The organism is Sphingomonas chlorellae (assembly GCF_056485145.1).
In genome coordinates this window covers 159,713-183,462 of sequence record NZ_JBQXXM010000003.1, presented here as the reverse complement: position 1 = coordinate 183,462, position 23,750 = coordinate 159,713, and the positions used below count along the sequence as shown (strand labels likewise).

Here is a 23,750-nt window from a genome sequence, read left to right as displayed (position 1 = left end):
CGCAGCATGAGCACCGGTTTCGAACGCGACGCCTCCGAATTCGCGCGGGGCGCTCGCGCCATTGTCGTCTATCCCGATCTTGGGGTCAGCTCGCGCGATGCGGATGCGCGCCTGGAGGAGACCGCCGGTCTCGCCGCCGCGATCGGGGTGACGGTGGTCGAGCGCGTCGCGCTGCGGCTGCGTCAGCCCAAACCGGGCACGCTGATCGGGTCGGGCCAGGTCGAAGGTCTCGCGGAGACGGTCCGCGATGCCGAATTGCAACTCGCGGTCTTCGATGCTGCGCTCACACCCGTCCAGCAGCGCAATCTCGAGACGGCGCTGGGGTGCAAGGTGATCGACCGAACCGGGCTGATCCTCGAAATCTTCGGCGAGCGTGCCCGGACCGCCGAAGGGCGGCTGCAGGTCGAACTGGCCCATCTCGATTACCAGGCCGGGCGGCTCGTTCGCAGCTGGACGCACCTTGAGCGGCAACGCGGCGGTTTCGGCTTTCTGGGCGGCCCGGGTGAAACCCAGATCGAGGCCGACCGGCGCATGATCCGTGACCGCATGGCAAGGCTCAAGCGCGAACTCGATCAGGTGAGCCGTACCCGAACGCTTCACCGTGATCGCCGGCAGCGCGCGCCTTGGCCGGTGATCGCACTGGTCGGCTATACCAATGCGGGCAAGTCGACGCTGTTCAACCGCCTGACGGGCGCGACCGTAATGGCGGAAAATCTGCTTTTCGCGACACTGGACCCCACGCTTCGCCAGATCGCGCTGCCCGGCATCGACAAGGCGATCCTGTCCGACACTGTCGGGTTCGTCTCCGAACTGCCCACGCAACTGGTGGCGGCGTTCAAGGCGACGCTGGAGGAAGTGGTCTCCGCCGACCTGCTCATCCATGTCCGGGACGTCGCGCATCCCGACAGCGAAGCGCAGCGTGCCGATGTCGAGAAGGTGCTGGGCGAGATCGGCGTTTCTGAAGCGACCCCCCGGTTCGAGGCGTGGAACAAGCTGGACCTCCTAGACCCCGAGGCTCGCGCCGAAATCCTGGAGGCAGCCTCGCGCCGTCCCGATGTGCGTGCGATTTCGGCGGTGACGGGGGAGGGTGTCGACGGGCTGATCGGGGCGGTCGCAAACCGGCTGACCGAGGGACATCGCCGCTATACGTTGCGGCTCGACCCGGCCGACGGCGCGGCGGCGGCATGGTTGCACCAGCACGGCGAAGTGCTCGACCAGACGATCGAGGACGATCAAGCCGTCTATGAAGTGCGGATGGCGCCGCGCGACTACGAACGCTTCCTCACGCGCTGATACGCGAGGGAGAGGGGCGAGGGGGCGCTCCTTGCGTTGTCAGGCGTGCCGTTCGTCCCGCTTGACCGCCTGCCACAATGCCTCCTTCGCATCGAGGTCGAGCGCGGCGAATTCTTCGCCGGCGGCCGATTCCATTGCGCGGAAACGACGTTCGAACTTGCCGTTGGCGGCGCGCAATGCGGCTTCGGGTTCAACCCCGAGCTTGCGCGCCCAGTTCACAACCGCGAACAACAGATCGCCGATCTCCTCGGCGCGCGCTTCGGCATCGGGCGCGGTTTCGACCTCGACAAGCTCTTCGTCGACCTTGGCCCGCGCACCCGCTGCGTCCGGCCAGTCGAAGCCGACGCGTGCGGCGCGCTTCTGCAGCTTTTCCGCCCGAAGAAGCGCGGGCAACCCCAGTGCGACGCCGTCGAGTGCTCCGCCTGCATCGCGCTGACCGCGTTCCTCGGCCTTGATCGTTTCCCAGAGGTGATGGCCGCCCTCGGCCGCGCCGCGGAAAATGTGCGGGTGACGACGCTCCATCTTGTCACTGATGGCATCGATCACGTCCTGGAGCGCGAAGGCGCCGGCTTCTTCGGCCATCCGGCTGTGAAACACGACCTGGAGCAACAGGTCGCCCAGTTCGTCCTTCAGGTCACGCAGGTCGCCGCGGGCAATGGCGTCGGCGACCTCATAGGCTTCCTCGATCGTGTAAGGCGCGATCGTCGAGAAATCCTGCGCGACGTCCCATTCGCATCCGCGTTGCGGATCGCGCAGCCGCGCCATGATCGCGACGATCCGCTGGATGTCGGGGGGCGTCGTGGACATCGTCATGCATGCATCCCAAAAGTAGCGGCCATCGTTCCGATAATCTGCATTATGTTAATTATCGCCACCTTTATCATCGGTCGGCTGTGCCCCTTGGTGGCCGTTCGCCCGCTTCCCGGCATCACCGTCGCGGCGCGGTTCGAGGATCAGCACATTCTCCTCGACCCGCCAGCTGTGCAGCCGCGACAGAAAATTCATGCCAAGCACGTCGAGCGGCCCGAAACGGTCGGAAATGACCACGCCCAGATCGCGCGTCGACAGCGAACCGATCGACAACCGATCGATGCGCCCACGCGATGCCGGCACCGTTCCGTTCGCGGTTTCGATCATCACCGGCAACGCGCCGCCGGCCTCGATCCCGGCGGCATCGGCAGTCGCCGCCGAGATGGCGGTGATTGTCGCACCGCTATCGATCAGCATGCGACGCTGAACGCCGTTGATCCGAACCTTCGCCCAGAAATGCCCGTCGTCGGCCATACGGATCCGGACGACTCCACCATCGACCTGCTGCTCATCGGCCCCGAGCGTTGCCGACGCGCGCTCGAACAATCCGGCAAGCGCGTGGCGATGCGTGACGGCAAAGGTGGCGCCGGCGATCAGCAGAAGCCAGCCCAGGATCGACCGGACGAGGAAGCCGAGCGACACACGCCTCGCGAAAAGCGCGCTGCCGACGATGACGAGCGCGACGACCAGCCAGATCATCCGGATCGCGTCGACGCCTTCGGGCATGTTCAAACGATGAACTCCAGACCGTCATGCCCCGGCTCTACCCCCGCGGGCAGCGACGCGGCCAGTTCGGCATAGTCCATGGAATTGTCCATGTGAACAAGCGCGGAACGGCGCGGCTGCAAGGCCGCGATCCAGTCAAGCACCGCCTCGAGATGCGGATGCGTGGGATGGGGCGCACGCCGGAGCGCATCGACGACCCACAGGTCGAGGCCCGAATAGAGCGCGCGCATCGCGTCCGTCATGTCGTGGAAATCGGTGGCGTAGCCGATCGCACGGCCGGCATGTTCGAAACGCAGCCCGGCCGAAGTGATCCCGCCATGCGGCTGATCGGCAACGCGTATCGTGATATCGCCGATCGTCAGCGTGTCGGGCAACAGTTCGGCGGCGATCGTCGGCCGATACCCTGCCCGGCCATGGAACGCATAGGCAAAGCGCTGCTGCAACTGGTCGAGCGTGAACGGGCGCGCGAGCCCGCGCACGGGAACGCCGTCGCGCGCGTGCATGACCTGGCGTAAATCGTCGATGCCGTGGCAGTGGTCGGCATGGTCATGCGTCCAGATCACGGCATCGAAATCAGCGACGCCGGCAGCCAGCAACTGCTCGCGCATGTCCGGGCTGGTGTCGACAAGGATGCGCGTTGTCGCCGATGCGACCAGCACCGAGGCGCGCGTGCGCCGATTGCGGAGATCGGTGGGATCGCATCGGCCCCAATCGTTGCCGATCCGCGGCACGCCTGACGACGTCCCCGATCCCAGGATACGCAGCGACAGGCTGCCGGCCGTCATCTCAGCCCAGCCATCTCAGCCCAGCGTCTTCGCAAACAGCCGATGGAAATTGTCGCGCGTACGCTCGGCAAGGCTTTCCGGCGTTTCGCCGCGCAAGCTCGCGAGGAAGCGGCACGTGTCGGCGACAAAGGCCGGCTCGCCCGTCTTCCCCCGATGCGGCACCGGCGCGAGGAACGGCGCGTCCGTTTCGATCAGCAGCCGATCGAGGGGCAAGCGCGCGGCGGTCGCCTGAAGTGCATGGGCATTGCGGAAGGTCACGATCCCCGAAATCGAGATATAGAAACCGAGTTCCAGCGCGATTGCAGCAAACGCATCGCTCGCGGTGAAACAATGGATCACGCCGGGAAAGGCCCCCTTCCCCATTTCATCGCGAAGGATTTCGGCGGTGTCTGCTTCGGCGTCGCGCGTGTGGACGATCAGCGGCAACTGCGTCTCGCGGGCCGCCGCGATATGGGCGCGAAAGCTCGTCTTCTGCCGATCACGATCGGAATGATCGTAAAAATAGTCGAGCCCCGTTTCCCCGATCCCGACGACGCGCGGGTGCGCGGCGCGCGCCACCAGCCGGGCAGTGTCGATCTGCGGGTGCGCGTCGGCCTCATGCGGATGAATGCCGACGCTCGCCCACACGTCGGGCTCGCGTTCGGCGGTCGCGACGATCGCGTCCCACTCGCATTCGCGCGTCGCGATGTTCAGCATCGCCACCACGCCGGCCTCGCGCGCACGCGCAAGCGCCGCAGGCTGATCCTCGGCCAGCCCCTTGTAGTTCAGGTGGCAATGGCTGTCGGCCAGCTTCATGCTTCTTCCTTCACCGGCAGTTCGAGCCGCGGGAAGATCGGCGTCGGCGTCGGGATGCGATAGCCCGCCGCGGCCAACTGATCGTACCAGTCATCCCCCTGTTCGGCGGCGTAGCCGAGAAGCGCCAGCAGCTTGCCGGCCGAACCGGGGATCACCGGCTCGATCGTCACCGCGAGTTGACGGATCGCGCGCACCAGCGTGCGCAGCACCGCATGCATCCGCTCGGGATCGGTCTTGCGCAACGCCCAGGGCGCCTGTGCATCGATATACTGGTTGCACGCGAAAACGCCCGTCATCCAGCCTTCGAGGGCATGCGCGAGCGCCAGGTCCTGAAACGCCACGCGGAAGGTGGCGCACGCGGTATCGACCTCGGCCAGCAATGCCGCATCAGCCGTGTCGGCGCGGCCGGCGTCGGGCAACGCCCCTTCAAGGTTCTTCGCGATGAACGCCAGCGTGCGCTGTGCGAGGTTGCCGAAACTGTTGGCGAGATCGGCGTTGGCGCGCGTCACGATCGCCTCGTCGCTGAACGTGCCGTCCTGACCGAAACTGACGTCGCGCAACAGGAAGTAGCGCAGCGCATCGACGCCATAGAGTTCCGCAAGTTGCATCGGATCGACAACATTGCCGACCGACTTCGACATCTTCTCGCCGCGGTTGAGCAGGAAGCCGTGGCCGAATACCTGGCGCGGCAGCGCAAGCTTCGCCGACATCAGGAAGGCGGGCCAATAGACGGCGTGGAAGCGGACGATGTCCTTGCCGATCAGGTGAAGGTCGGCCGGCCAGAACCGCGCAAACCGTTCGGGATCGGCGGGATAACCTGCCCCGGTGATATAGTTGGTGAGCGCGTCGACCCACACATACATCACATGACCGGGGCTGTCGGGCACCGGCACGCCCCAGTCGAAGCTGGTGCGGCTCACCGACAGGTCGGTCAGACCGCCCTCGACGAAGCGCAGAATCTCGTTGCGACGCCCCTCCGGACGGATGAAGTCGGGGTTGGCGGCGTAGAAGTCGAGGAGCGGCTGCTGGTATTTCGAAAGGCGGAAGAACCACGTCTCCTCGGTCGTCCACTCGACGGGCGTGCCCTGCGGCGAAAGCTTCTGGCCCCCCTCGCCCTCGACGAGTTCCTTTTCCTCGTAAAAGGCTTCGTCGCGAACCGAGTACCAGCCCTCGTAACGGTCGAGATAGAGGTCGCCCGCCGCCGCCATCGCTTTCCAGATCGCCTGGCTCGCCGCATGGTGCTCCGGCTCCGAAGTCCGGATGAAGCGATCGTAGCTGATATCAAGCTTGTCCGCCATCTCATGGAAATAGCCGGACATTTCGTCAGCGAGTTCGCGCGCCGTCATGCCGCGCCCACGCGCCGTTTGCACCATTTTGAGGCCATGCTCGTCGGTGCCGGTCTGGAACAGGACTTCGCGACCCTGCTGGCGCTGGAAGCGCGCGATCGCGTCGGCCGCGATCATCTCATAGGCATGGCCAATATGCGGACGGCCATTGGGATAGTGGATCGCGGTGGTGAGATAGAAGGGGTTCGCCATGCGCCCGGCTTTAGGCCGCGTCGCCCGCCGGGGCAACCGGGCGCTTCGGCGGCGCCCCTTCCCACGCGTCAGCCTTGCAGTACCGCATGAAAGGCGCGGACTGCCGCCGCCTCGTCGCCGCCCCATACCGCGCCCGAAACCGCCAGGAAGTCGGCGCCGGCTGCGACCAGCGGCGCGGCGTTGTCGGGCGTGATCCCGCCGATTGCGACGCAGGGAATCTCGAACAGCGTCGACCACCATGACAGGATCGACGGTTCGGGATGATGGCGCACTTCCTTGGTGCTGGTCGGATAAAAGGCGCCAAAGGCAACATAGTCGGCGCCCGCTTCCCCCGCCTCCATCGCCAGGTGGCGGCTGTCGTGGCAGGTGACGCCGATCTGCACCTGCGGCCCCAGCGCTGCGCGAGCCTCGCGGGCATCGCCGTCTTCCTGGCCAAGATGGACGCCGTCTGCGCCCAGACGCTTGGCGAGACTGACGCTGTCGTTGACGATGAACGCGACCTCGCGATCGGCGCAAATCCGCTGCAGCGGTTCGGCCAGCCGGGCTGCCTCGTGCTGGTCGACGCCCTTTACCCGGAACTGGAACGCCGCCACCGGCGCGGCGTCGAGCGCGCGTGCGAGCCGATCGGCAAAGCCGCCCGTCACGTCGAGCGGCGAGATCAGGTAGAGCTGGCAGGGCGGTCGACGATCATCGCGCTCGAACCGATCCGAAAAGCCCTCCAGCGCGTTCTCGGTGTCTAGGTCATCATCGGGAAGGGTCATGGCGCACTCCGGTCAGGCGAGGGTTCATATCGGTACATCGGGGTGGAATTACCGTCACTGGCGCGGCGCCTTCTACCCCGAGGCGCTTGCGGTCAAGCGCTGGTTGCCCTTCTATGCCCACCATTTCGGCGCGGTCGAGGTCAACAGCAGCTTTTACCGTCTGCCCTCGCCGTCAACGCTGCTCGATTGGCGTCATGCCGTCCCCGACGGCTTTCAGTTCGCGCTGAAGGCAAATCGCTATCTCACCCAGGCGAAAAGGCTTCGGGACGGCGCCGAGCCGGTCGCGCGGATGATCTAGGCGTTTCGTTACCTCGGCGCCGCCCTCGGCCCCATCCTCTATCAATTGCCGCCCAGCCTCGGCCGCGACGATGCGCGATTGGCCGACTTCCTTGCATTGCTTCCCGACGATGCGATCCATGTCTTTGAATTCAGGCATGCAAGCTGGTACGCCGATGCCGTCTTCGCCCTCTTGGACGCGCATGGGGCGAGCCTGTGCGTACACGACATGCCCGGGTCGCGGGCGCCGTGCATTGCGATGGGCAAGGTCGCCTATCTGCGTTTCCACGGGCCGGCCGGGGACTATCGGGGGCGCTATCCGGCGCGAGCGCTTCGCGATGCCGCGTTATGGCTGGAACATCAGGTACATGCGAGAAGAAGCGCATGGACGTTCTTCAACAACGATATCGGTGGAGACGCCGTGTGCGATGCACAGCGCCTCCGCCGATTGCTCACTGGGAGCCTTGCATGCCTTCCTGGGGAAATGGCCGCAGCACCCAAAGGAAAGAAGCATTGATCTAGAAGTGCTTACTCTTCGTTCTTGTAGATCCGGATGAGCTTGTCGAGCATCGCGATCGCCTCGTCGCGCGGACGCTGGAACGTGTTGCGCCCGATGATCGAGCCGTTGCCGCCGCCGTCGCGAATATCGCGCGCGTCCTGATAGACGGCGTCAGCCCCCTTGGCCGCGCCGCCCGAGAAGACGACGATGCGGCGGCCGTTGAAGCACGACTTCACGACATGCTCGACGCGCTTCGCCTGCGTCGAGCGATCCAGTCCTTCATAGGCCTTCTGCGCATCCTTCTGCTCGATGTGATCGGTCGGCAGCTTCACCTTGATGATGTGTGCGCCCAGCAGCGCCGCCATGTGCGCCGCATAGGCGCCGACGTCGAGCGCCAGTTCGCCTTCCTTCGACAGCTTGCCGCCGCGCGGATACGACCAGATCACCGTCGCCAGCCCGACCGAAGCGGCCTCGGCGCGCATCTCCTTGATCTCCTCCATCATCTCGAACACGTCGTCCGCGCCGGGATAGATGGTGAAGCCGATCGCCGAGCAGCCCAGCCGCAGCGCATCGTCGACGCCACCGGTCACCGCCTGGTTGATAGAGGTCGCCCAGCTGTTCGAGCTGTTGACCTTGAGGATCGTGGGGATCTGCCCCGCAAAGCTGTCCGCCCCCGCTTCGAGCATGCCGAGCGGCGCGGCATAAGCCGAGAGCCCTGCGTCGACGGCGAGCTGATAGTGATAATGGGGGTCATAGGCGTCGGGATTGACCGCAAAGCTTCGCGCCGGACCATGTTCGAATCCCTGGTCGACCGGCAGGATGATCAGCTTGCCGGTGCCGCCGAGGCGGCCGTGCATCAGGATGCGGGCGAGGTTCGCCTTCACCCCCGGATTGTCCGATTCGTAATTGGCGAGGATCGCTTTGATGGCCGGCGTGATGCCCATGATGTTCCTCTTAATGATGATGTCGAGCGGGTCCCTATCGCGCCCGTCCTGGCGAGGAAAGGCTGACAACGTTGCCCAATTGCTGCCGGTCAAAACTAATTGGCCGCCGTCGCAACGAATGGTTCGTGCGACCAGGAGTTCCGGCGATCCATCTCTCGCCCACGGGGATTGACCGCGGCATACAGAACAATAGCTTGTCGGCGGACGAATGGGGGAAGTGGAATCATGTGGAACCGGCGAAATCTGCTTCAGGCAAGCGCGGGATTGTTGTTGCCGGCATTGCCGGCGTTCGCGGGAACTTCAAAGCCGATCGTCGGAAAACCTGCCCCGGAGGCTGAACTGACACTGATGGATCGGAGTACGGTCAAGCTGTCCGAGATGCGTGGCGACGTCGTGGTGCTCAATATCTGGGCGACCTGGTGCGGCCCGTGCCGTACCGAACTGCCGCTGCTCAACGGCTATTATGCAGCGCAAAGGGCGCACGGCCTGCGCGTCTATGCGCTCACCACCGACGATTCGGCGCCGCTTTTCAAGCTCAAGAAGCTGTTCGAGATGCTGTCGATCCAGCCGACCCGCAAGATCAAGGGGCCTTATGGTCCGATCGACAATGCCGTGCCGTCCAATTATGTGATCGATCGCGCAGGGATACTCCGCTACGCCAAGGCGGCGGCATTCGATCTCGATGCGCTCAACCGCGAGTTGGTGCCGCTGCTCAAGGAGCCGCGTCCAGCCTGAATGGGCATGCCGGGCGGGGTCGGCTTTCGCCCTGCCCCGCCCGGCCGACCAGGATTGTTAGCCTTTAGCGGGCGAGTGCCGCCACGCCGGGCAGTTCCTTGCCTTCCATCCATTCGAGGAAGGCTCCCCCGGCGGTCGAAACGAAGCTGAAATCATCGGCGACCCCAGCCTGGTTGAGCGCCGCAACCGTATCTCCGCCGCCTGCGACCGAAACCAGCGAGCCTTCGCGCGTCAACGCCGCGGCCGTGCGGGCCAGCGAGACCGTCGCCGCGTCGAACGGCGGAATCTCGAACGCCCCGAGCGGACCGTTCCAGACGAGCGTGCGACAGGTCTTGAGCACGTCGGCGAGCGCCTCGGCCGCGGCCGGCCCGATATCGAGGATCATCTCGTCGGCGCCGACCTCGTGGACATTGACCGTCCGCACCGGCGGATTGGCGCGGAATTCGGTCGCGACGACGACGTCATAGGGCAGATGGACAGTGCAGCCGGCGCCGTCGGCCGCGTCGAGGATCGCTTCCGCCGTTGCGGTCAGATCATGCTCGCACAGCGACTTGCCCACATCGACCCCGCGCGCCGCCAGGAAGGTGTTGGCCATACCGCCGCCGATGATGAGGTGATCGACCTTGTCGACCAGGTGCTTGAGCACGTCGAGCTTGGTCGACACCTTGGCACCGCCCACCACCGCTGCGACCGGATGCTCGGGATTGCCGAGCGCCTTGTCGAGCGCGTCGAGTTCGGCCTCCATCTGCCGCCCGGCAAAGGCCGGCAGCCGATGCGCCAGCCCTTCGGTCGAGGCATGGGCACGATGCGCCGCCGAAAAGGCATCGTTGACGTAAAGATCGCCGAGCGCGGCGAAGCGTTCGACCGTCTCCGGCGCATTCTTCTCCTCGCCGGCATCGAAGCGCGTGTTCTCGAGCAACGCGATCTCGCCGTCCTGCAACGCGTTCACCGCATCCACGGCACCGGCGTCGGGAATGAACCGAACCGGACGTCCCAGCACCGCTGCGAACGGCTCGGCGAGCTGCGCCAGGCTCATCTCCGGGTTCGGCTGCCCCTTGGGACGCCCGAAATGCGCCAGCACCAGCACGCGCGCACCGCGGTCGGCCAGTTCGGCCACGGTCTGCACCGCGGCGCGCAGGCGCGTGTCGTCGGTGACGCGCCCCTCGGCCATCGGCACGTTGAGATCCTCGCGGACCAGCACCCGCTTGCCCGCCACATCACCCATGTCGTCGAGCGTCTTGAAGTTGCGCGCCATCATCGTTCCCTTGTCTCGCGCCCAAGCCTGCCGATGCAAAGACCGCCGCCCCGGCATCCCGGAGCGGCGGCGCCTTGCCTCAGCCTGTTCAGCCCAGCTTCGCCATTGCCGAAGCGGTATCGACCATGCGGTTCGAGAAGCCCCATTCGTTGTCGTACCAGCTGACGACGCGGACGAGCTTGCCGTCGATCACGGCGGTCTCGAGGCTGTCGACCGTCGACGAGACGGGCGTGTGCATCAGGTCGATCGAAACGAGCGGTTCGTCGGTATAATCCAGGATACCCTTCAGCGGGCCGCTCTCCGAAGCCGCCTTCAGCAGCGCGTTCACCTCTTCCTTGGTGGTTTCACGCGCCGGCGTGAAGGTCAGGTCGATCAGGCTGACATCGGGGGTCGGCACGCGGATCGCCGAACCGTCGAGCTTGCCCTTGAGTTCGGGCAGCACCTCGCCCACCGCGCGCGCAGCGCCCGTGGTCGTCGGGATCATCGACATCGCCGCCGCGCGTGCGCGACGCAGATCGCTGTGGATCTGATCGAGGATCTTCTGGTCGTTGGTATAGGCGTGCACCGTGGTCATCAGACCGCGTTCGATGCCGATCGCGTCGTTGAGCACCTTCGCCACCGGCGCAAGGCAGTTGGTGGTGCACGAAGCGTTCGAAACGATCGTGTGCCCGGCCTCAAGCTTGTCGTGGTTGACGCCGTAAACGACGGTCAGGTCGACATTCTTGCCCGGCGCCGAGATGAGCACCTTCTTGGCACCCGCGTCGATGTGCTTCTGGGCATCTTCACGCTTGGTGAAAAAGCCCGTGCACTCGAGGACGATGTCGATGCCGTTTTCCTTGTGCGGCAGGTTCGCGGGATCGCGCTCGGCGGTCACCTTGATGCGCTTGCCGTCGACGATGATGTCGTTGCCGTCGGCCTTGACGGTGCCCGGATACTTGCCGTGGACGCTATCGCGCGAGAACAGCCAGGCATTGGACTTGGCGTCGGCGAGATCGTTGATCGTCACCAGTTCCAGCCCGCTCTCGGGACGTTCCAGGATCGCGCGCGCCACCAAGCGGCCGATGCGCCCGAACCCGTTGATCGCAACCTTCGTCATGTCCCTCTTCTCCTGCTTAGCTAAGGCGTTCGATGACCTGCGGAACGATTGCCGCAGCACTCAGCCCGAAATGTTCATAAAGGCGCAGATACGGCCCCGACGCGCCGAAGCTGTCGACGCCGAAGCGCAGGCCGTCGCCGGCATAACGCTCCCAGCCCATCGTGGTCCCCGCCTCGATCGTGACCTTGAGAACGTCGGCGGGCAATATGTCGGCGCGATAGGCCGCATCCTGTGCGTCGAACCGTTCCCAGCACGGCATCGACACGACGTCGGCGCCGATGCCCTGCGCTTCCAGCGCCGCACGAACCTCGACGGCGATCTCGACTTCAGAGCCTGTCGCGACGAGCACCACCTTGCGCGGCGCCTCGGCCGCGATGAGGCGATAGGCCCCCTTGGCCGTACGGTTCTCGCCGGCGTCGGTGCGCAGTTGCGGTAGGTTCTGACGCGACAGCGCGAGCAGCGCCGGACCGTCCTTGCGCGAAAGCGCAAGCGCCCAAGCCTCGGCGGTCTCGACCGCGTCGCACGGGCGATAAACCTCCAGATTGGGGATCAGCCGCAGGCTCATCACATGCTCGATCGGCTGATGCGTCGGACCGTCCTCGCCCAGCCCGATCGAGTCGTGCGTCATCACATAGACGACACGCACATGCTGCAGCGCCGAAAGCCGGATCGCGCCGCGCGCATAATCCGAAAACACAAGGAACGTGCCGCCATAGGGCACGACGCCGCCGTGGAGCGCCATGCCGTTCATCGCGGCGGCCATCCCGAATTCGCGGATGCCCCAATAGACATAACGACCGCCATAATTGGCGGGCTCGAACGTCCCCATCCCCTTGGTCAGCGTGTTGTTCGAACCGGTGAGGTCCGCCGATCCGCCGATCGTCGTCGGTACGGCGGCGTTGATCGCCGCCAGCGCCATTTCGGACGCCTTGCGGGTTGCGACCTTTTGCGGCGCCGCGATCAGGCCGGCGAGATAATCACCCAGCCACGCATCGTCGACGTCGCCCGCCATCGCCGCTTCGAAGGTCACACGCGCCGGATCGGCGGCCAGCCGTTCGGCCCAGCGCGCACGGGGTTCGGCGCCGCGCTGCCCGGCGGCCGTCCACGCGTCGCGGATCGGCTGCGGAATTTCGAACGGCGCATAGGACCAGCCAAGCGCCTGCCGCGCGGCCGCCACCTCATCGGCGCCGAGCGGCGATCCGTGGACCTTCGAGCTGCCCTGCTTGTTGGGCGCGCCCTTGCCGATCACCGTGCGGCAGCGGACGAGCGAGGGCCGCGGGTCAGCCATCGCGGCGTCGATCGCGGCGGCGATGCTCGCCTCGTCATGCCCGTCGCACGCAACGACGTGCCAGCCCGTCGCCGCATAGCGCGCCGGGATATCCTCGCTCGACGACAGCGAGACCGCGCCGTCGATGGTGATGTTGTTGTCGTCCCACAGCACGATCAGGCGGCCGAGCTTCTGATGCCCCGCGATGCCGATCGCTTCGTGGTTGATGCCTTCCATCAGGCAGCCGTCGCCCGCGATCACCCAGGTACGGTGATCGACCAGCGCGTCGCCGAAGCGGGCATTGAGATGGCGTTCGGCCATCGCCATGCCCACCGCCATCGCGATCCCCTGCCCCAGCGGCCCGGTCGTTGCCTCGACGCCGGGCAACTCGAAATTCTCAGGGTGACCGGCGCACGGGCTGCCGATCTGGCGGAAGTTCTTGATGTCCTCGATCGTCGGCCGCGCATAGCCGGTCAGGTGCAGCAGGCTGTAGAGCAGCATCGAACCGTGTCCTGCCGAAAGGACGAAACGGTCGCGATCGGGCCAGGCCGGGTCGGCCGGATCGAACTTCAGATAGCGCTGGAACAGCACGGTCGCGACATCGGCCATGCCCATCGGCATGCCGGGATGGCCCGAATTGGCGGCCTCGACAGCGTCCATTGCGAGCGCCCGGATCGCATTGGCGCAGTCGGTGAAGGATGCGGACACGTTTCTGTTACCCCCGGATGGCGGAATTTCGGTTCGCGGTCGCCTTTGCGAGCCTTGACGCCGCACGTCAACCGACTCGCGCCACCGCGTACCGCGACGGGGGTTGCGGGCGCGACGGGGCGGGCCTATCCGGCGCCAGGAATGTCCGAAAACCCAGCCGATCGCATCGAACGAGCGCTGGCGCGCATCGAAGCCGCCGCCGCTGAACGCGCCTATGCCACCGAACGACTCGCGCGCCGTCATGCGGTGCTTCGCGACCGTGTGCAGGACGCGCTCGCGGCGCTCGATCACCTCATTGCGGAGGACAGGCAGGCCGCGGCAATCGCTTCTGACGAGCAGGACGATTTGCCCGACGATGCCGGGGAGGCAAACTGATGGCCGAACTCGTCATCAACATCGCCGGACGCAATTATCCCATCGCCGCGCGCGATGAGGATGTGCCGCATCTCCAGCACCTCGAATCGCTGTTGCAGGCGCATGCCGCCGCTGCGCTGCGCGCCGCCGGTGGTGCCAGCGCCGAGCGAACGCTTGTCTATCTTGCGCTGATCCTTGCCGACATGGTCGACAGCGCCGAACGCAATCCGCCTGCCGCACCGGAAGGCGTGGTGTCGGAGGCGTTGCTCGAACGGATCGCCGATCGCCTGGAAAGCGTCGCCGCCATGCTCGAAGCCGATTCGGGCATCTGACTTCGATCCCGCCAGCGGCTGCCGCCGGTTGCGCCCGCGCGCCGGCGCCCCTAAATAGGTCGACGGCGGGCACTGCCCGGTACGAGCCTTGGCAATAATCCCTGAGGCTATACTCTTCATCCATGGGAGCTGTCCCTGTGCAGATCCTGGTCTGTCACACATGGTTCCCACCTGACGTGCTGTGCGTCGGTGGATATTCAGGCAAACGGCCATGGCGGTCCCGCCACCCCGCCCCGTTGTCCGCATTGCACCGGACGTCGCGATGATACGCGACAAGCAGGCCCTGCGCGCCCATCTGCGCGCCGAACGCGATCGCTTCGCTGCGGACAATATGCGCGCGATTCTGGTGCCCGAGGCGGTTGGCGCCCTGTTCAGGCCCGACCTCGTCGTCACGACCTATTGCCCGATGGGGAGCGAGGCCGACCCGTCGCTGCTGGCTGCGGCGGCGGCCGATGCCGGTTGCCGGCTTGCATTGCCGCATGTCGTCCGCCGCTCGATGCCGATGCGCTTCCTGGCATGGGATCCCGCGCGAGCACTCGAGCCCGGTCCGTTCGGACTCAGCCAGCCGCCGGCGGACAGTCCGGAACTCGTCCCCGACATCATCCTGACGCCGCTCGTCGGTTTCGACCGGCGGCTCAACCGGCTGGGCCAGGGCGCGGGCTATTATGACCGGGCCTTCGCCCGATTCGACCATGCGTTGCGAATCGGCGTGGCATGGTCGGTCCAGGAGGTGCCCGCGGTCCCGGCCGACATCTGGGACGTGCCGCTGCACTTCATCGTCACCGAAAAGGAAGTGATTTGTCACAAGGAGAGTTGAAGCCGAACTGGCGCAAGCCCGTGGGCATGCTCGCGATCCTCACGCTGATCGCGGTGTGGATCGTCGGCGTCGCCAGTTTTTCGGGGCCGCTCGGACGGCTGCCCGTGCTGGTCCAGCTGGCTTTCTATGTCGTGTTGGGGATCGTCTGGATCCTGCCGCTCAAGCCGCTTCTGCGCTGGATGGAGACCGGTCGCTGGCGCGGCTGAACGTCGTCGTGCGACGCTGAACTGCGGGGGCCGGGAAACGCCGCAACGTGATCGTGAAGTCAGGCAGCGACCGGCTTTCGTGATGAACCGGTCGGGGCCATTGCGGCGGTGCGCCGAATGGCGCGAGTGACGGGGCTCGAACCCGCGACCTCCGGCGTGACAGGCCGGCGCTCTAACCAACTGAGCTACACCCGCTTGAGCCAAGCGAGATTGCGGCAGACCGGCCGCACGGCCTCACCGACGATTCCACGGTACCCCATCGGGGTTTCCGCAGGGCCAGCACCACCCTCCTGGGGCAGCGCGTGGCGCGAGTGACGGGGCTCGAACCCGCGACCTCCGGCGTGACAGGCCGGCGCTCTAACCAACTGAGCTACACCCGCTCGTTCCAAGCGAGGAGGCGCCCACTAACCGTGCCTCGAACGCCTGTCAACCGGATTGATCACGACTTTGTCGACGATGTCCCTTCAGATCAGCGGGATCGCGCACCAGCGCGCCATGTTCGAACAGGAAACCGGCGATATCGGGCTTGCCGGCGGCATCCACGATCGTCTGGACGATGATGAGCAGCGGCACTGCCAGCAACGCGCCCGTCGTGCCCCACACCCATCCCCAGAACGACAGCGAGACGAGAATCAGGATCGGGCTGATCGTTAGCCGGTGCCCGACGATCAACGGCGTCACGACGTTCGCCTCGATCAGGTGGGCGCCGATCATCATCGCCGCGGGAACCATCGCCGTGCCGATGTCGGCAAAGCTCATCAGCCCGCCCACGCCCAGCAGGATCGCCGCCATCACCGGGCCGATATAGGGGATGTAGTTGAGCAGCGCGACGATGCCGCCCCACATCAGCGGCGACGGCATGCCCAGCATCCACAGCGCGCCCGCGACGATCAGCCCCAGTGACAGGTTGATGAGCGTGATCGTGCCGAGATAGGCCGAGGTGTCGTCGACGACGTCCTGGATGACGCGTGCGGTCGCCATCGCGCCGCCAAAGCTCGCACGGCTGGTGATCGCGCGCTGGCGAAGCCGCGTCCAGCCGGAGAGAAAGAAATAGATTACCAGGATCGCGAAGAACATTTCGATCAGCGCCGAGGGGGCCGAGGTCGTCAGCAGGTCGATCAGCGATCGCGGCGGCGGCGCGGTGATCGCCTCGGGCTGACGGATCGGCGCCGTCGCGAAATTGCGCAGCGTCTTGTCCACGAACTGTTCGAGATTGGCATAGAAACGGATCAGCGGTTCGATATTGTGCTGGATCTGCGGCACGCTTTCAGGAAGCCGCTGGATCCACTGCCACGCCGGGACGACGATCGAAACGAGCGCGGCATTGGCGCCCGTCAGGAACAGCAGCACGCAAATGAATGCCGCCAGCGGCGCGGGCACGCGATGACGCTCCAGCCATTCGAGCAGCGGCACCAGCGCGATCGCGATCACCAGCGCCGCCGTGAGCGGCAGGAAAAACGGTGCGCCTGCCTGCAACGCAAAGGGCAAGGCAAGCAACAGCCCTGCCCCCAGGATCAGCGTCATCGCCGCCATCAACCGGTCGCGCCGGCCCGCCTCATGCGCGTCCTCGGCTTCGGCCAATGCGGCGGCCGACGCTGCGTCTTCCTCAAATCGTCCGGTGCGTTCGTCCACGATACTCCCCTTGCCGCCATAGTAGGCAGCCCCCCGGCGGACGGCAATGTCGCCGGGCCCGAATCAGCGCCGATTCGGGGCGCGAATCACTTTTGGACAGGAAGAGCGAAAACGATCGCGAATCGGGTCGGAAAACGCGCCGGGCACCCGATTCGCAGGCGCCCGGCACCGATCGCGGATTTCAGGCCGCGACCTCCTCGGCGAACAGCGCGTGCAGTTCCTTCTTCAGGATCTTGCCGTTGGCGTTGCGCGGAAGCACTTCCTTCACGAACCGGATCGCCACCGGAACCTTGAAGGCCGCCAGCCGGGCGCGCACCCACGCCTGCAGCTCTTCCTCGCTCGCATGCATTCCCGGCGCGAGGTGCACCACCGCCGCCGGCTCCTCGCCCAGCGTCTTGTGCGGAATGCCGATCAACGCGCAGTCGGTGACGGCGGGATGGGCGTAAAGCACGTCCTCGACCTCGGACGAATAGATGTTTTCGCCACCCCGGATCACGATATCCTTTGCCCGGTCGACGATGTAGAGGAACCCCTCCTCGTCGAGCCGCGCAAGGTCGCCCGTGCGCACCCAGCCCTCGATGAAGGTCTCGGCGGTCGCCTCGGGCTTGTTCCAATAGCCGCGCATCACCATCGGCCCCCGCGCCCACAGTTCGCCGACCTCGCCCAGCGGCAGTTCGGTGGTGCCGTCGACGCTCATGATCTTCAGGTCGGCCGTCGGCACGGGCGGCCCGGCGCTCGTCGGGCGCGTCAGATATTCCTCGCCCTGGTGGTTGGTGACGGTCGCGGTCGTCTCGGTCATCCCCCAGCCATTGCCGGGCAGCGCGCCGAACTCTTCGTGGATCCGCCGTACCAGTTCGGGCGCCGACGGGGCGCCGCCATAGGCGATCGTGTCGAGGCTCGACAGGTCATAGCGGCTGCGCGCCGGATGCTCGATCAGCTGCCAGGCGATCGTCGGAACGCCGCCGGTCAACTGCACCTTCTCGCGCTCGATCAGCGCCATCGCGCCCTCGACGTCCCACTTGCGCATCATCACCAGCGACGAACCCGTCGCGATCGACCCCATCATCACCGCGCTGCACGCCGTGACGTGGAACAGCGGGATGACGAGCAGCATCACCTTCGGCTCGGGCATTTCGGGCGGCATCTCGCCGCGACGAAGCACCGTGCGCGCCGAGACATAGGCGCTGGTGAAGATGTTGGTGATGAAGTTGCGGTGCGAGCCGATCGCCCCCTTCGGATGTCCGGTCGTGCCGCTGGTGTAAAAGATCGCGGCATCGTCGTCGGGGGCGATGTCGCAATCGGGGAAAAGCTGGTCGGGCAGCGTCGCCCATGCGCCGCTATCCCCAACCCAGCTGTCGAGCGTCACCGCGCCCGCATCCACCGGACCCAGCGCACGGGCCACCACGACCTGTTCCAGCGCGGGCATGCGATCATAGCAATGGCGGAGCCGCTCGTGCCGTTCGCCGTCGACGACCAGCAATTTGGCGCCCGAGTCGCGCAGCCCATATTCCAGCTCGGCGCCGGTCCACCATGCGTTCAGCGGCACGATGATCGCACCGATGCTCACTGCGGCAAAGAAGACGACCGGCCATTCGGGCAGATTGCGCATCGCGAGCGCCACCCGGTCGCCCTTGCCGATCCCCGCCGCCAGCAGCCGGTGCGCCAGCGCCACGGTCGCCCGATAGGTCGCTTCATAGCTGACCCGCTCGCCTTCATAGACGGTGAAGGTCCGCTCTCCCCACCCCCGCGCCAGCTGGGCGAGCACACGCAGGCTCGGCGGCGCGTTCTTCCAGACCCGTGTGGGGACGCCGCGGATCTCGACCGTCTCCATTTCGAAACGCGCGCCGGGCGCGGTGAGGATCGACCTTACCTGGTCGAGCGACATCCTCGGCCAATCGGGATCGATCGGCACGATCGGTTCAAGCTGCACCTGTCTCTCCTAAGCTGCATGGCTTTTCGTTTCCGAAAGTCGGGTTTGGCGTTTTCGCTCTCTCCGGACTCGAACGTTACTGTTGATTAAAAGCGCGCTCAAGGCAATAGAATGGGGCCAAGTCGGCCAAGCCCGGCGGAGAAGGATTCGAAAGAGAGGTATGCCCGCCGCATGACGATCGCACCGCCCGAACGCTACGGATTCGATGCCGCGCGGCTTGCCCGCATCGACGCGTTCGTCAAGCAACGCTACCTCGACTCGGGGCGCCTTCCCCACGCCCAGCTGCTGATCGCACGCGACGGCGCGGTCGTGCATTTCTCGCATCAGGGCGCCGCACGCGAGGGCGGGGCTCCGGTCGACGAGACGACGTTGTTCCGCATCGCGTCGATGACCAAGCCGATCACCAGCATCGCCTTCATGATGCTGGTCGAGGAAGGGCTGGTCGCGCTCGACACGCCGGTTCATCACGTCCTGCCCGAGTTCAAGGGCCTCGGCGTCTATGCCGGCGGGGGCGCCGGCGTTCCGTTCGCCACGCGGCCCACGGCGCAGCCGATGCGGATGATCGACCTGCTGCGGCACACCTCGGGGCTGACCTATGGCTTCCAGAACCGCACCAATGTCGACGCCGCCTATCGCGAAGGCCGGATCGAAAGCTGGCACGGCAACCTGACGCTCGACGAGTTCGTCGCGGCGCTCGGCAAGCTGCCGCTCGAATTCTCGCCTGGCGAGGAATGGAACTATTCGGTGTCGACCGACGTGCTCGGCGCGGTGGTCGAACGGCTTTCGGGGCAGCGGCTCGACCGCTTCTTCGCCGAGCGCATCTTCGCCCCGCTGGCGATGGACGACACCTTCTTCCAGGTACCCGAGGACAAGGTGCACCGCCTGGCCGACTGCTGGACGATGAAGCCGGGCGAGGGTCGGGTGATGTACGATCGCGGGGAGGCTTCGGCCTGGTCGCGTTTCCCGCGGCTGCTCTCGGGCGGCGGCGGGCTCGTTTCGACGGCGCTCGACTATCACCGCTTCAACACCATGCTGCTCAATCGCGGCGCGCTCGACGGCACACGGCTCGTGTCGCCCAAGACGATCGAGCTGATGACGATCAACCACCTTCCGGGCGGCCGCGACCTGACCAGCCTGTCGCGTGCGCTGTTCAGCGAGGCGACCAATGCCGGCACCGGTTTCGGCCTCGGCTTCGCGATCAACATGGACGTGGCCAAGACGATGATCCCCGGCTCGCCCGGCGAGTTCTACTGGGGCGGCATGTTCTCGACCGCCTTCTTCGTCGACCCGGTCGAACGCATCAGCATGGTGTTCATGACGCAGTTCTCGCCGTCGATGCTCTATCCGATCCGGCGCGAGCTCAAGACGCTGATCTACGCGGCACTGACGCAATGAGCCCGGCGCCCACCCCGCTGCTGCGGGTCACACCATCTCAAACCATATCTCACACCATCCCGGCGCATGCCGGAAAGACGAACGAGGGAGTTCGATAATGTCCGTGATTACCACCAGTCGTCAGGGCGATGTCCTGATCCTCACCTCCGACAACCCGCCGGTGAATGCGCTCGGCGCGGCGGTGCGTCAGGGGCTTCAGGCTGGCATCGAACAGGCGAAGAACGACGACAGCATCAAGGCCGTCGTCATCACCTGTGCCGGCAAGACCTTTTTCGCCGGCGCCGACATCACCGAGTTCGGCAAGCCGATGCAGGAACCCTCGCTGCCGGTGCTCGTCGATCAGATCGAGGCGCTCGACAAGCCGGTGATCGCGGCCGTCCACGGCACCGCGCTCGGCGGCGGCTGTGAGGTGGCGCTCGCGGCGCACTATCGCATCGCCGTTCCGTCGGCGAAGTTCGGCCTGCCCGAAGTCAAGCTGGGCATCCTTCCCGGCGCGGGCGGCACGCAGCGGCTGCCGCGGGTGATCGGTGTCGAAGCCGCGCTCGACATGATGACCAAGGGCGACCCGATCCCCGCCGCCAAGGCAAAGGACGCGGGGCTGATCGATCGTCTGGCGGGCGAGGACAGCCTGCTTGCCGACGCCGTCGCCTTCGCCAACGAAGTCGCCGCTGCCCGTCCGCTGCCGCGCACCTCGGAAAAGACCGTCGTCGCCGATGCGGGCGTGTTCGACGGCTTCCGCGCCGCCAACGCCAAGCGTTTCCGCGGGCTCGACGCGCCGGCCGAAATCATCAGCGTCGTCGAACAGACGATCGCCAAGCCCTATGCCGAGGGCGTCCAGGCCGAACGCATGGGCTTCATGAAGCTCATCATGGGCAAGCAGTCGGCAGCGCTGCGCCATATCTTCTTCGCCGAACGCAAGGCTTCGAAGATCGACGGCATCGCCGACGACATCGCGCTGCGTGACATCCGTCGCGTCGGCGTGATCGGTGCCGGCACGATGGGCGGCGGCATCAGCATGAATTTCCTGTCGGCCGGCATCCCGGTAACGATCGTGGAAATGGCGCAGGAGGCGCTCGACCGCGGCACCGCGACGATGCGCAAGAATTACGAAGCCACCGCGGCCAAGGGCCGGCTGACGACCGAACAGGTCGAAAAGGCGATGGGGCTGCTCAAGCCCACGCTCAACTTCGACGACCTTGCCGAATGCGACCTCATCATCGAAGCCGTCTATGAGAGCATGGACGTGAAGAAGGACGTGTTCGGCCGGCTCGACAAGATCGCCAAGCCGGGTGCGATCCTCGCCTCGAACACCAGCTATCTCAACATCGACGAGATCGCGGCCGTCACCAGCCGTCCGCAGGACGTGCTGGGGCTGCACTTCTTCTCGCCGGCGAACGTGATGAAGCTGCTCGAGATCGTTCGCGGCGCCAAGACCGCCGACGACGTGCTGGCGACCGCGATGGCGCTGTCGAAGAAGATCAAGAAGGTCGCCGTGATCGCGGGCGTCTGCTACGGCTTCATCGGCAACCGCATGCTGATGCCGCGCCAGGTCGAGGCAAACCAGCTCCTGCTCGAAGGTGCGACGCCGGAACAGATCGACAAGGTTCATGTCGCTTTCGGCATGCCGATGGGGCCGTTCCAGATGGCCGACCTCGCCGGCGTCGACATCGGCTGGCACCGCGATCCCACGCGCATCGAGAATATCCGCGACGCGCTCGCCGCCGAAGGCCGCTGGGGGCAGAAGAAGGGCGCAGGCTTCTACGACTATGACGAGAAGCGGACGCCGTCGAACAGCGCGCGCGTGGCCGAGATCATCGAGGAATGGCGCGGCAAGCTCGGCGTGCCGCAGCACGAGGTGACCGAGGAGGAGATCGTCGTCCGCACGCTCTACACGATGGTCAACGAGGGCGCGCTCATCCTTGCCGAGGGCATGGCACAGCGCGCGAGCGACATCGATGTCGTCTGGGTCTATGGCTATGGCTGGCCTCCCTACCGCGGCGGCCCCATGTTCTGGGCCGATGGCGAAGGGCTCAAGAAGATCGTCGAAGGTCTTGAAAAATACGGCTTCGACGTCGCGCCGCTGCTCCGTGAAAAGGCGGAAAAGGGCGAACGCTTCAACAAGTGACCGGGCATGCCCCCTTCCGTCGTGGGAAGGGGGCAGTCCATCATCGCGTCGTCCGACAAGAGGCAAAGGCCCAGCCGGCGCGAACCATGCAAAATCCTCCAGGCACTGGGAGGGGGCCGCACAGGCGGTGATCGGCGGACGACGCGGAACGCGCGCTCCGATCGCGCCCCTCCGTTCGCCAGGAGCGATCGGGAGAGGATGATGACCGAACAACTCGACCAGTTCCGCGCGGAAACCCGTGCCTGGCTGGAGGAAAACTGCCCGCCCGCGATGCGCGAGCCGGTGCGCTCGGAAAAGGATATCACCTGGGGCGGGCGCAACCCCGATTATGCCCACCCCGACCAGAAGCTGTGGCTCGACCGCATGGCGGCGCGCGGCTGGACGGTGCCCGACTGGCCGACGCAATATGGCGGCGGCGGCCTCTCGCCCGCGGAGACCAAGATCCTTCGCGAGGAAATGGCCCGCCTTCATTGCCGAAACCCGCTCAACAGCTTCGGCATCTCGATGCTCGGGCCGGCGCTGCTCAAATACGGCACCGAGGAACAGAAGCTCGAACATCTGCCGAAGATCGCCCGCGGCGAGATCCGCTGGTGCCAGGGCTATTCCGAACCCAATGCCGGCTCGGACCTGGCCGGGCTTCAGGCCTGGGCCGAGGACGCAGGCGATCACTATGTCGTCAACGGCCAGAAGGTGTGGACCAGCTACGCCGACAAGGCGGACTGGATCTTCTGCCTCGTGCGCACCAGCAAGGAATCGAAGCAGGGCGGGATCAGCTTCGTCCTTTTCGACATGGCGTCGCCCGGTGTCTCGACCCGACCGATCCTGCTCATCTCGGGCTATTCGCCCTTCTGCGAGACCTTCTTCGACAATGTGAAGGTGCCCAAGTCGCAGCGCGTGCACGACGAGAACAAGGGTTGGGACGTCGCCAAATATCTGCTCGGCCATGAGCGCGAGATGATCTCGGGCATGGGCCTGGGCGGTACCGGCGGCAATCCGCTGATCGAGGGCGCGATCGCCACGATCGGCCTTGATGCGCAGGGTCGCCTCGCCGATCCGCTGCTGCGTGCGCAGATCGCCACCTTCGACGTCCGCATGCGCGCCTTTGCCGCGATGTCCGAACGCTTCCTCGACGAGCTCAAGGCGGGCCGCGCGCATCCGGCGCAGCCGTCGATGATGAAATATTACGGGACCGAGCTCAACAAGGCGCGCCACGAACTCGTCATGGCCGCCGGCGGTGCCGACGCACTCGAATGGGACAGCGAACGCTCGCACCACGGCCGCGCCGCGCGTGCCTGGCTGCGTACCAAGGCCAACTCGATCGAGGGGGGGACGAGCGAGATCCAGCTCAACATCATCGCCAAGCGGATCCTCGAGCTTCCGGGCGCCTGACGGGGCCGTCGTGCCCCGCCCTTCCCCTTGTTTCCGCCCGCCGCGCGCGCTGCCGCGACGCGGGTGACCGAAAGGAATTGCC

General features: G+C 65.9%; 21 protein-coding genes, 2 tRNA genes, 1 other RNA gene and 1 pseudogene. 11 read left to right on the top strand and 14 right to left on the bottom strand.

The window, feature by feature from the left end; genetic code table 11:
* The first annotated feature begins 6 nt into the window (after positions 1-6).
* On the top strand, positions 7-1,293 hold the full coding sequence (hflX, locus tag ACT3CF_RS09645) for a GTPase HflX (protein WP_478422229.1): 1,287 nt from the start codon (positions 7-9) through the stop codon (positions 1,291-1,293).
* 39 nt (positions 1,294-1,332) lie between these two features.
* Here the strand turns inward: hflX and mazG are convergent, their stop codons facing one another.
* The 6 genes from mazG to thiE all read right to left on the bottom strand — a co-directional run bounded on the left by mazG (position 1,333) and on the right by thiE (position 6,708).
* Positions 1,333-2,106, bottom strand: a complete 774-nt coding sequence (gene mazG / locus ACT3CF_RS09640; protein WP_478422227.1) for a nucleoside triphosphate pyrophosphohydrolase — start codon at positions 2,104-2,106, stop codon at positions 1,333-1,335.
* 48 nt (positions 2,107-2,154) lie between these two features.
* Positions 2,155-2,829: a retropepsin-like aspartic protease family protein gene (locus ACT3CF_RS09635; protein ID WP_478422802.1), complete on the bottom strand. Its 675-nt coding sequence runs from the start codon at positions 2,827-2,829 to the stop codon at positions 2,155-2,157.
* A 2-nt stretch (positions 2,830-2,831) separates the two neighbouring features.
* Positions 2,832-3,614, bottom strand: coding sequence for an MBL fold metallo-hydrolase (locus ACT3CF_RS09630; RefSeq protein ID WP_478422225.1), 783 nt, complete (start codon positions 3,612-3,614; stop codon positions 2,832-2,834).
* 15 nt (positions 3,615-3,629) lie between these two features.
* The gene (locus ACT3CF_RS09625; protein WP_478422223.1) at positions 3,630-4,409 is read right to left on the bottom strand and encodes a TatD family hydrolase; all 780 of its coding nucleotides are present in this window, start codon (positions 4,407-4,409) and stop codon (positions 3,630-3,632) included.
* Positions 4,406-5,947, bottom strand: a complete 1,542-nt coding sequence (gene metG, locus ACT3CF_RS09620) for a methionine--tRNA ligase (RefSeq protein ID WP_478422222.1) — start codon at positions 5,945-5,947, stop codon at positions 4,406-4,408. The genes ACT3CF_RS09625 and metG overlap by 4 nt, the downstream gene beginning before the upstream one ends.
* A 68-nt stretch (positions 5,948-6,015) precedes the next feature.
* Positions 6,016-6,708 (bottom strand): thiamine phosphate synthase, encoded by a 693-nt coding sequence (thiE, locus tag ACT3CF_RS09615; RefSeq protein ID WP_478422221.1) that lies wholly within the window; start codon positions 6,706-6,708, stop codon positions 6,016-6,018.
* Here thiE and ACT3CF_RS09610 point away from each other — a divergent pair.
* Positions 6,707-7,501: pseudogene (locus tag ACT3CF_RS09610) on the top strand (DUF72 domain-containing protein). The gene thiE and the pseudogene ACT3CF_RS09610 sit on opposite strands and share 2 nt — an antisense overlap.
* 11 nt (positions 7,502-7,512) lie before the next feature.
* Here ACT3CF_RS09610 and ACT3CF_RS09605 read toward each other — a convergent pair.
* Positions 7,513-8,427 carry a class I fructose-bisphosphate aldolase gene (locus tag ACT3CF_RS09605; RefSeq protein ID WP_478422219.1) on the bottom strand — a complete coding sequence of 305 codons (915 nt, stop codon included), beginning with the start codon at positions 8,425-8,427 and terminating at the stop codon, positions 7,513-7,515.
* 225 nt (positions 8,428-8,652) lie between these two features.
* On the opposite strand from ACT3CF_RS09605, the gene ACT3CF_RS09600 reads away from it, so the two are divergent.
* A complete protein-coding gene (locus ACT3CF_RS09600; protein WP_478422217.1) occupies positions 8,653-9,162 on the top strand; it encodes a TlpA family protein disulfide reductase in 510 nt (169 codons plus the stop codon).
* Positions 9,163-9,226: 64 nt separating this feature from the next.
* Here the strand turns inward: ACT3CF_RS09600 and ACT3CF_RS09595 are convergent, their stop codons facing one another.
* The 3 genes from ACT3CF_RS09595 to tkt all read right to left on the bottom strand — a co-directional run bounded on the left by ACT3CF_RS09595 (position 9,227) and on the right by tkt (position 13,440).
* Entirely contained in the window at positions 9,227-10,417 is a 1,191-nt protein-coding gene (locus ACT3CF_RS09595; protein ID WP_478422215.1) for a phosphoglycerate kinase, read from the bottom strand.
* An 88-nt stretch (positions 10,418-10,505) separates the two neighbouring features.
* On the bottom strand, positions 10,506-11,513 hold the full coding sequence (gene gap, locus ACT3CF_RS09590; RefSeq protein WP_478422213.1) for a type I glyceraldehyde-3-phosphate dehydrogenase: 1,008 nt from the start codon (positions 11,511-11,513) through the stop codon (positions 10,506-10,508).
* A gap of 16 nt (positions 11,514-11,529) precedes the next feature.
* A complete protein-coding gene (gene tkt / locus ACT3CF_RS09585; RefSeq protein WP_478422800.1) occupies positions 11,530-13,440 on the bottom strand; it encodes a transketolase in 1,911 nt (636 codons plus the stop codon).
* Positions 13,441-13,542: 102 nt separating this feature from the next.
* Here tkt and ACT3CF_RS09580 point away from each other — a divergent pair, with 102 nt between their 5' ends.
* From ACT3CF_RS09580 to ACT3CF_RS09560, 5 genes are all read left to right on the top strand, one after another.
* Positions 13,543-13,863 (top strand): hypothetical protein, encoded by a 321-nt coding sequence (locus ACT3CF_RS09580; protein ID WP_478422211.1) that lies wholly within the window; start codon positions 13,543-13,545, stop codon positions 13,861-13,863.
* Complete coding sequence (gene zapA / locus ACT3CF_RS09575; RefSeq protein ID WP_478422210.1) at positions 13,863-14,174, top strand: cell division protein ZapA; 312 nt, start codon at positions 13,863-13,865, stop codon at positions 14,172-14,174. The genes ACT3CF_RS09580 and zapA overlap by 1 nt, the downstream gene beginning before the upstream one ends.
* A 66-nt stretch (positions 14,175-14,240) precedes the next feature.
* Positions 14,241-14,399, top strand: a non-coding RNA gene (ssrS, locus tag ACT3CF_RS09570) — 6S RNA.
* Between the two features lie 37 nt (positions 14,400-14,436).
* Positions 14,437-14,991 (top strand): 5-formyltetrahydrofolate cyclo-ligase, encoded by a 555-nt coding sequence (locus ACT3CF_RS09565; RefSeq protein ID WP_478422208.1) that lies wholly within the window; start codon positions 14,437-14,439, stop codon positions 14,989-14,991.
* Entirely contained in the window at positions 14,988-15,197 is a 210-nt protein-coding gene (locus ACT3CF_RS09560; RefSeq protein WP_478422207.1) for a DUF2842 domain-containing protein, read from the top strand. The genes ACT3CF_RS09565 and ACT3CF_RS09560 overlap by 4 nt, the downstream gene beginning before the upstream one ends.
* 118 nt (positions 15,198-15,315) lie before the next feature.
* Here the strand turns inward: ACT3CF_RS09560 and ACT3CF_RS09555 are convergent.
* The 4 genes from ACT3CF_RS09555 to ACT3CF_RS09540 all read right to left on the bottom strand — a co-directional run bounded on the left by ACT3CF_RS09555 (position 15,316) and on the right by ACT3CF_RS09540 (position 18,714).
* Positions 15,316-15,392 (bottom strand) — tRNA-Asp (locus ACT3CF_RS09555).
* Positions 15,393-15,500: 108 nt separating this feature from the next.
* A tRNA-Asp gene (locus tag ACT3CF_RS09550) sits at positions 15,501-15,577 on the bottom strand.
* A gap of 46 nt (positions 15,578-15,623) precedes the next feature.
* Positions 15,624-16,829: an AI-2E family transporter gene (locus ACT3CF_RS09545; RefSeq protein WP_478422206.1), complete on the bottom strand. Its 1,206-nt coding sequence runs from the start codon at positions 16,827-16,829 to the stop codon at positions 15,624-15,626.
* A gap of 181 nt (positions 16,830-17,010) precedes the next feature.
* Positions 17,011-18,714 carry a class I adenylate-forming enzyme family protein gene (locus ACT3CF_RS09540; RefSeq protein ID WP_478422799.1) on the bottom strand — a complete coding sequence of 568 codons (1,704 nt, stop codon included), beginning with the start codon at positions 18,712-18,714 and terminating at the stop codon, positions 17,011-17,013.
* 216 nt (positions 18,715-18,930) lie between these two features.
* Here ACT3CF_RS09540 and ACT3CF_RS09535 point away from each other — a divergent pair, with 216 nt between their 5' ends.
* From ACT3CF_RS09535 to ACT3CF_RS09525, 3 genes are all read left to right on the top strand, one after another.
* Positions 18,931-20,154 (top strand): serine hydrolase domain-containing protein, encoded by a 1,224-nt coding sequence (locus ACT3CF_RS09535; RefSeq protein WP_478422204.1) that lies wholly within the window; start codon positions 18,931-18,933, stop codon positions 20,152-20,154.
* 97 nt (positions 20,155-20,251) lie between these two features.
* The gene (locus tag ACT3CF_RS09530; protein ID WP_478422202.1) at positions 20,252-22,279 is read left to right on the top strand and encodes a 3-hydroxyacyl-CoA dehydrogenase NAD-binding domain-containing protein; all 2,028 of its coding nucleotides are present in this window, start codon (positions 20,252-20,254) and stop codon (positions 22,277-22,279) included.
* A gap of 198 nt (positions 22,280-22,477) precedes the next feature.
* Positions 22,478-23,668, top strand: coding sequence for an acyl-CoA dehydrogenase family protein (locus tag ACT3CF_RS09525; protein ID WP_478422200.1), 1,191 nt, complete (start codon positions 22,478-22,480; stop codon positions 23,666-23,668).
* Positions 23,669-23,750 lie beyond the last annotated feature (82 nt).

Coding starts and splice junctions, on each gene's coding strand:
- hflX (WP_478422229.1), top strand. CDS start 7: ATGAGCACCGGTTTCGAACGCGACGCCTCCGAATTCGCGCGGGGCGCT.
- mazG (WP_478422227.1), bottom strand. CDS start 2,106: ATGACGATGTCCACGACGCCCCCCGACATCCAGCGGATCGTCGCGATC.
- ACT3CF_RS09635 (WP_478422802.1), bottom strand. CDS start 2,829: ATGCCCGAAGGCGTCGACGCGATCCGGATGATCTGGCTGGTCGTCGCG.
- ACT3CF_RS09630 (WP_478422225.1), bottom strand. CDS start 3,614: ATGACGGCCGGCAGCCTGTCGCTGCGTATCCTGGGATCGGGGACGTCG.
- ACT3CF_RS09625 (WP_478422223.1), bottom strand. CDS start 4,409: ATGAAGCTGGCCGACAGCCATTGCCACCTGAACTACAAGGGGCTGGCC.
- metG (WP_478422222.1), bottom strand. CDS start 5,947: ATGGCGAACCCCTTCTATCTCACCACCGCGATCCACTATCCCAATGGC.
- thiE (WP_478422221.1), bottom strand. CDS start 6,708: ATGACCCTTCCCGATGATGACCTAGACACCGAGAACGCGCTGGAGGGC.
- ACT3CF_RS09605 (WP_478422219.1), bottom strand. CDS start 8,427: ATGGGCATCACGCCGGCCATCAAAGCGATCCTCGCCAATTACGAATCG.
- ACT3CF_RS09600 (WP_478422217.1), top strand. CDS start 8,653: ATGTGGAACCGGCGAAATCTGCTTCAGGCAAGCGCGGGATTGTTGTTG.
- ACT3CF_RS09595 (WP_478422215.1), bottom strand. CDS start 10,417: ATGGCGCGCAACTTCAAGACGCTCGACGACATGGGTGATGTGGCGGGC.
- gap (WP_478422213.1), bottom strand. CDS start 11,513: ATGACGAAGGTTGCGATCAACGGGTTCGGGCGCATCGGCCGCTTGGTG.
- tkt (WP_478422800.1), bottom strand. CDS start 13,440: ATGGACGCTGTCGAGGCCGCCAATTCGGGCCATCCCGGCATGCCGATG.
- zapA (WP_478422210.1), top strand. CDS start 13,863: ATGGCCGAACTCGTCATCAACATCGCCGGACGCAATTATCCCATCGCC.
- ACT3CF_RS09565 (WP_478422208.1), top strand. CDS start 14,437: ATGATACGCGACAAGCAGGCCCTGCGCGCCCATCTGCGCGCCGAACGC.
- ACT3CF_RS09540 (WP_478422799.1), bottom strand. CDS start 18,714: ATGTCGCTCGACCAGGTAAGGTCGATCCTCACCGCGCCCGGCGCGCGT.
- ACT3CF_RS09535 (WP_478422204.1), top strand. CDS start 18,931: ATGACGATCGCACCGCCCGAACGCTACGGATTCGATGCCGCGCGGCTT.
- ACT3CF_RS09530 (WP_478422202.1), top strand. CDS start 20,252: ATGTCCGTGATTACCACCAGTCGTCAGGGCGATGTCCTGATCCTCACC.
- ACT3CF_RS09525 (WP_478422200.1), top strand. CDS start 22,478: ATGATGACCGAACAACTCGACCAGTTCCGCGCGGAAACCCGTGCCTGG.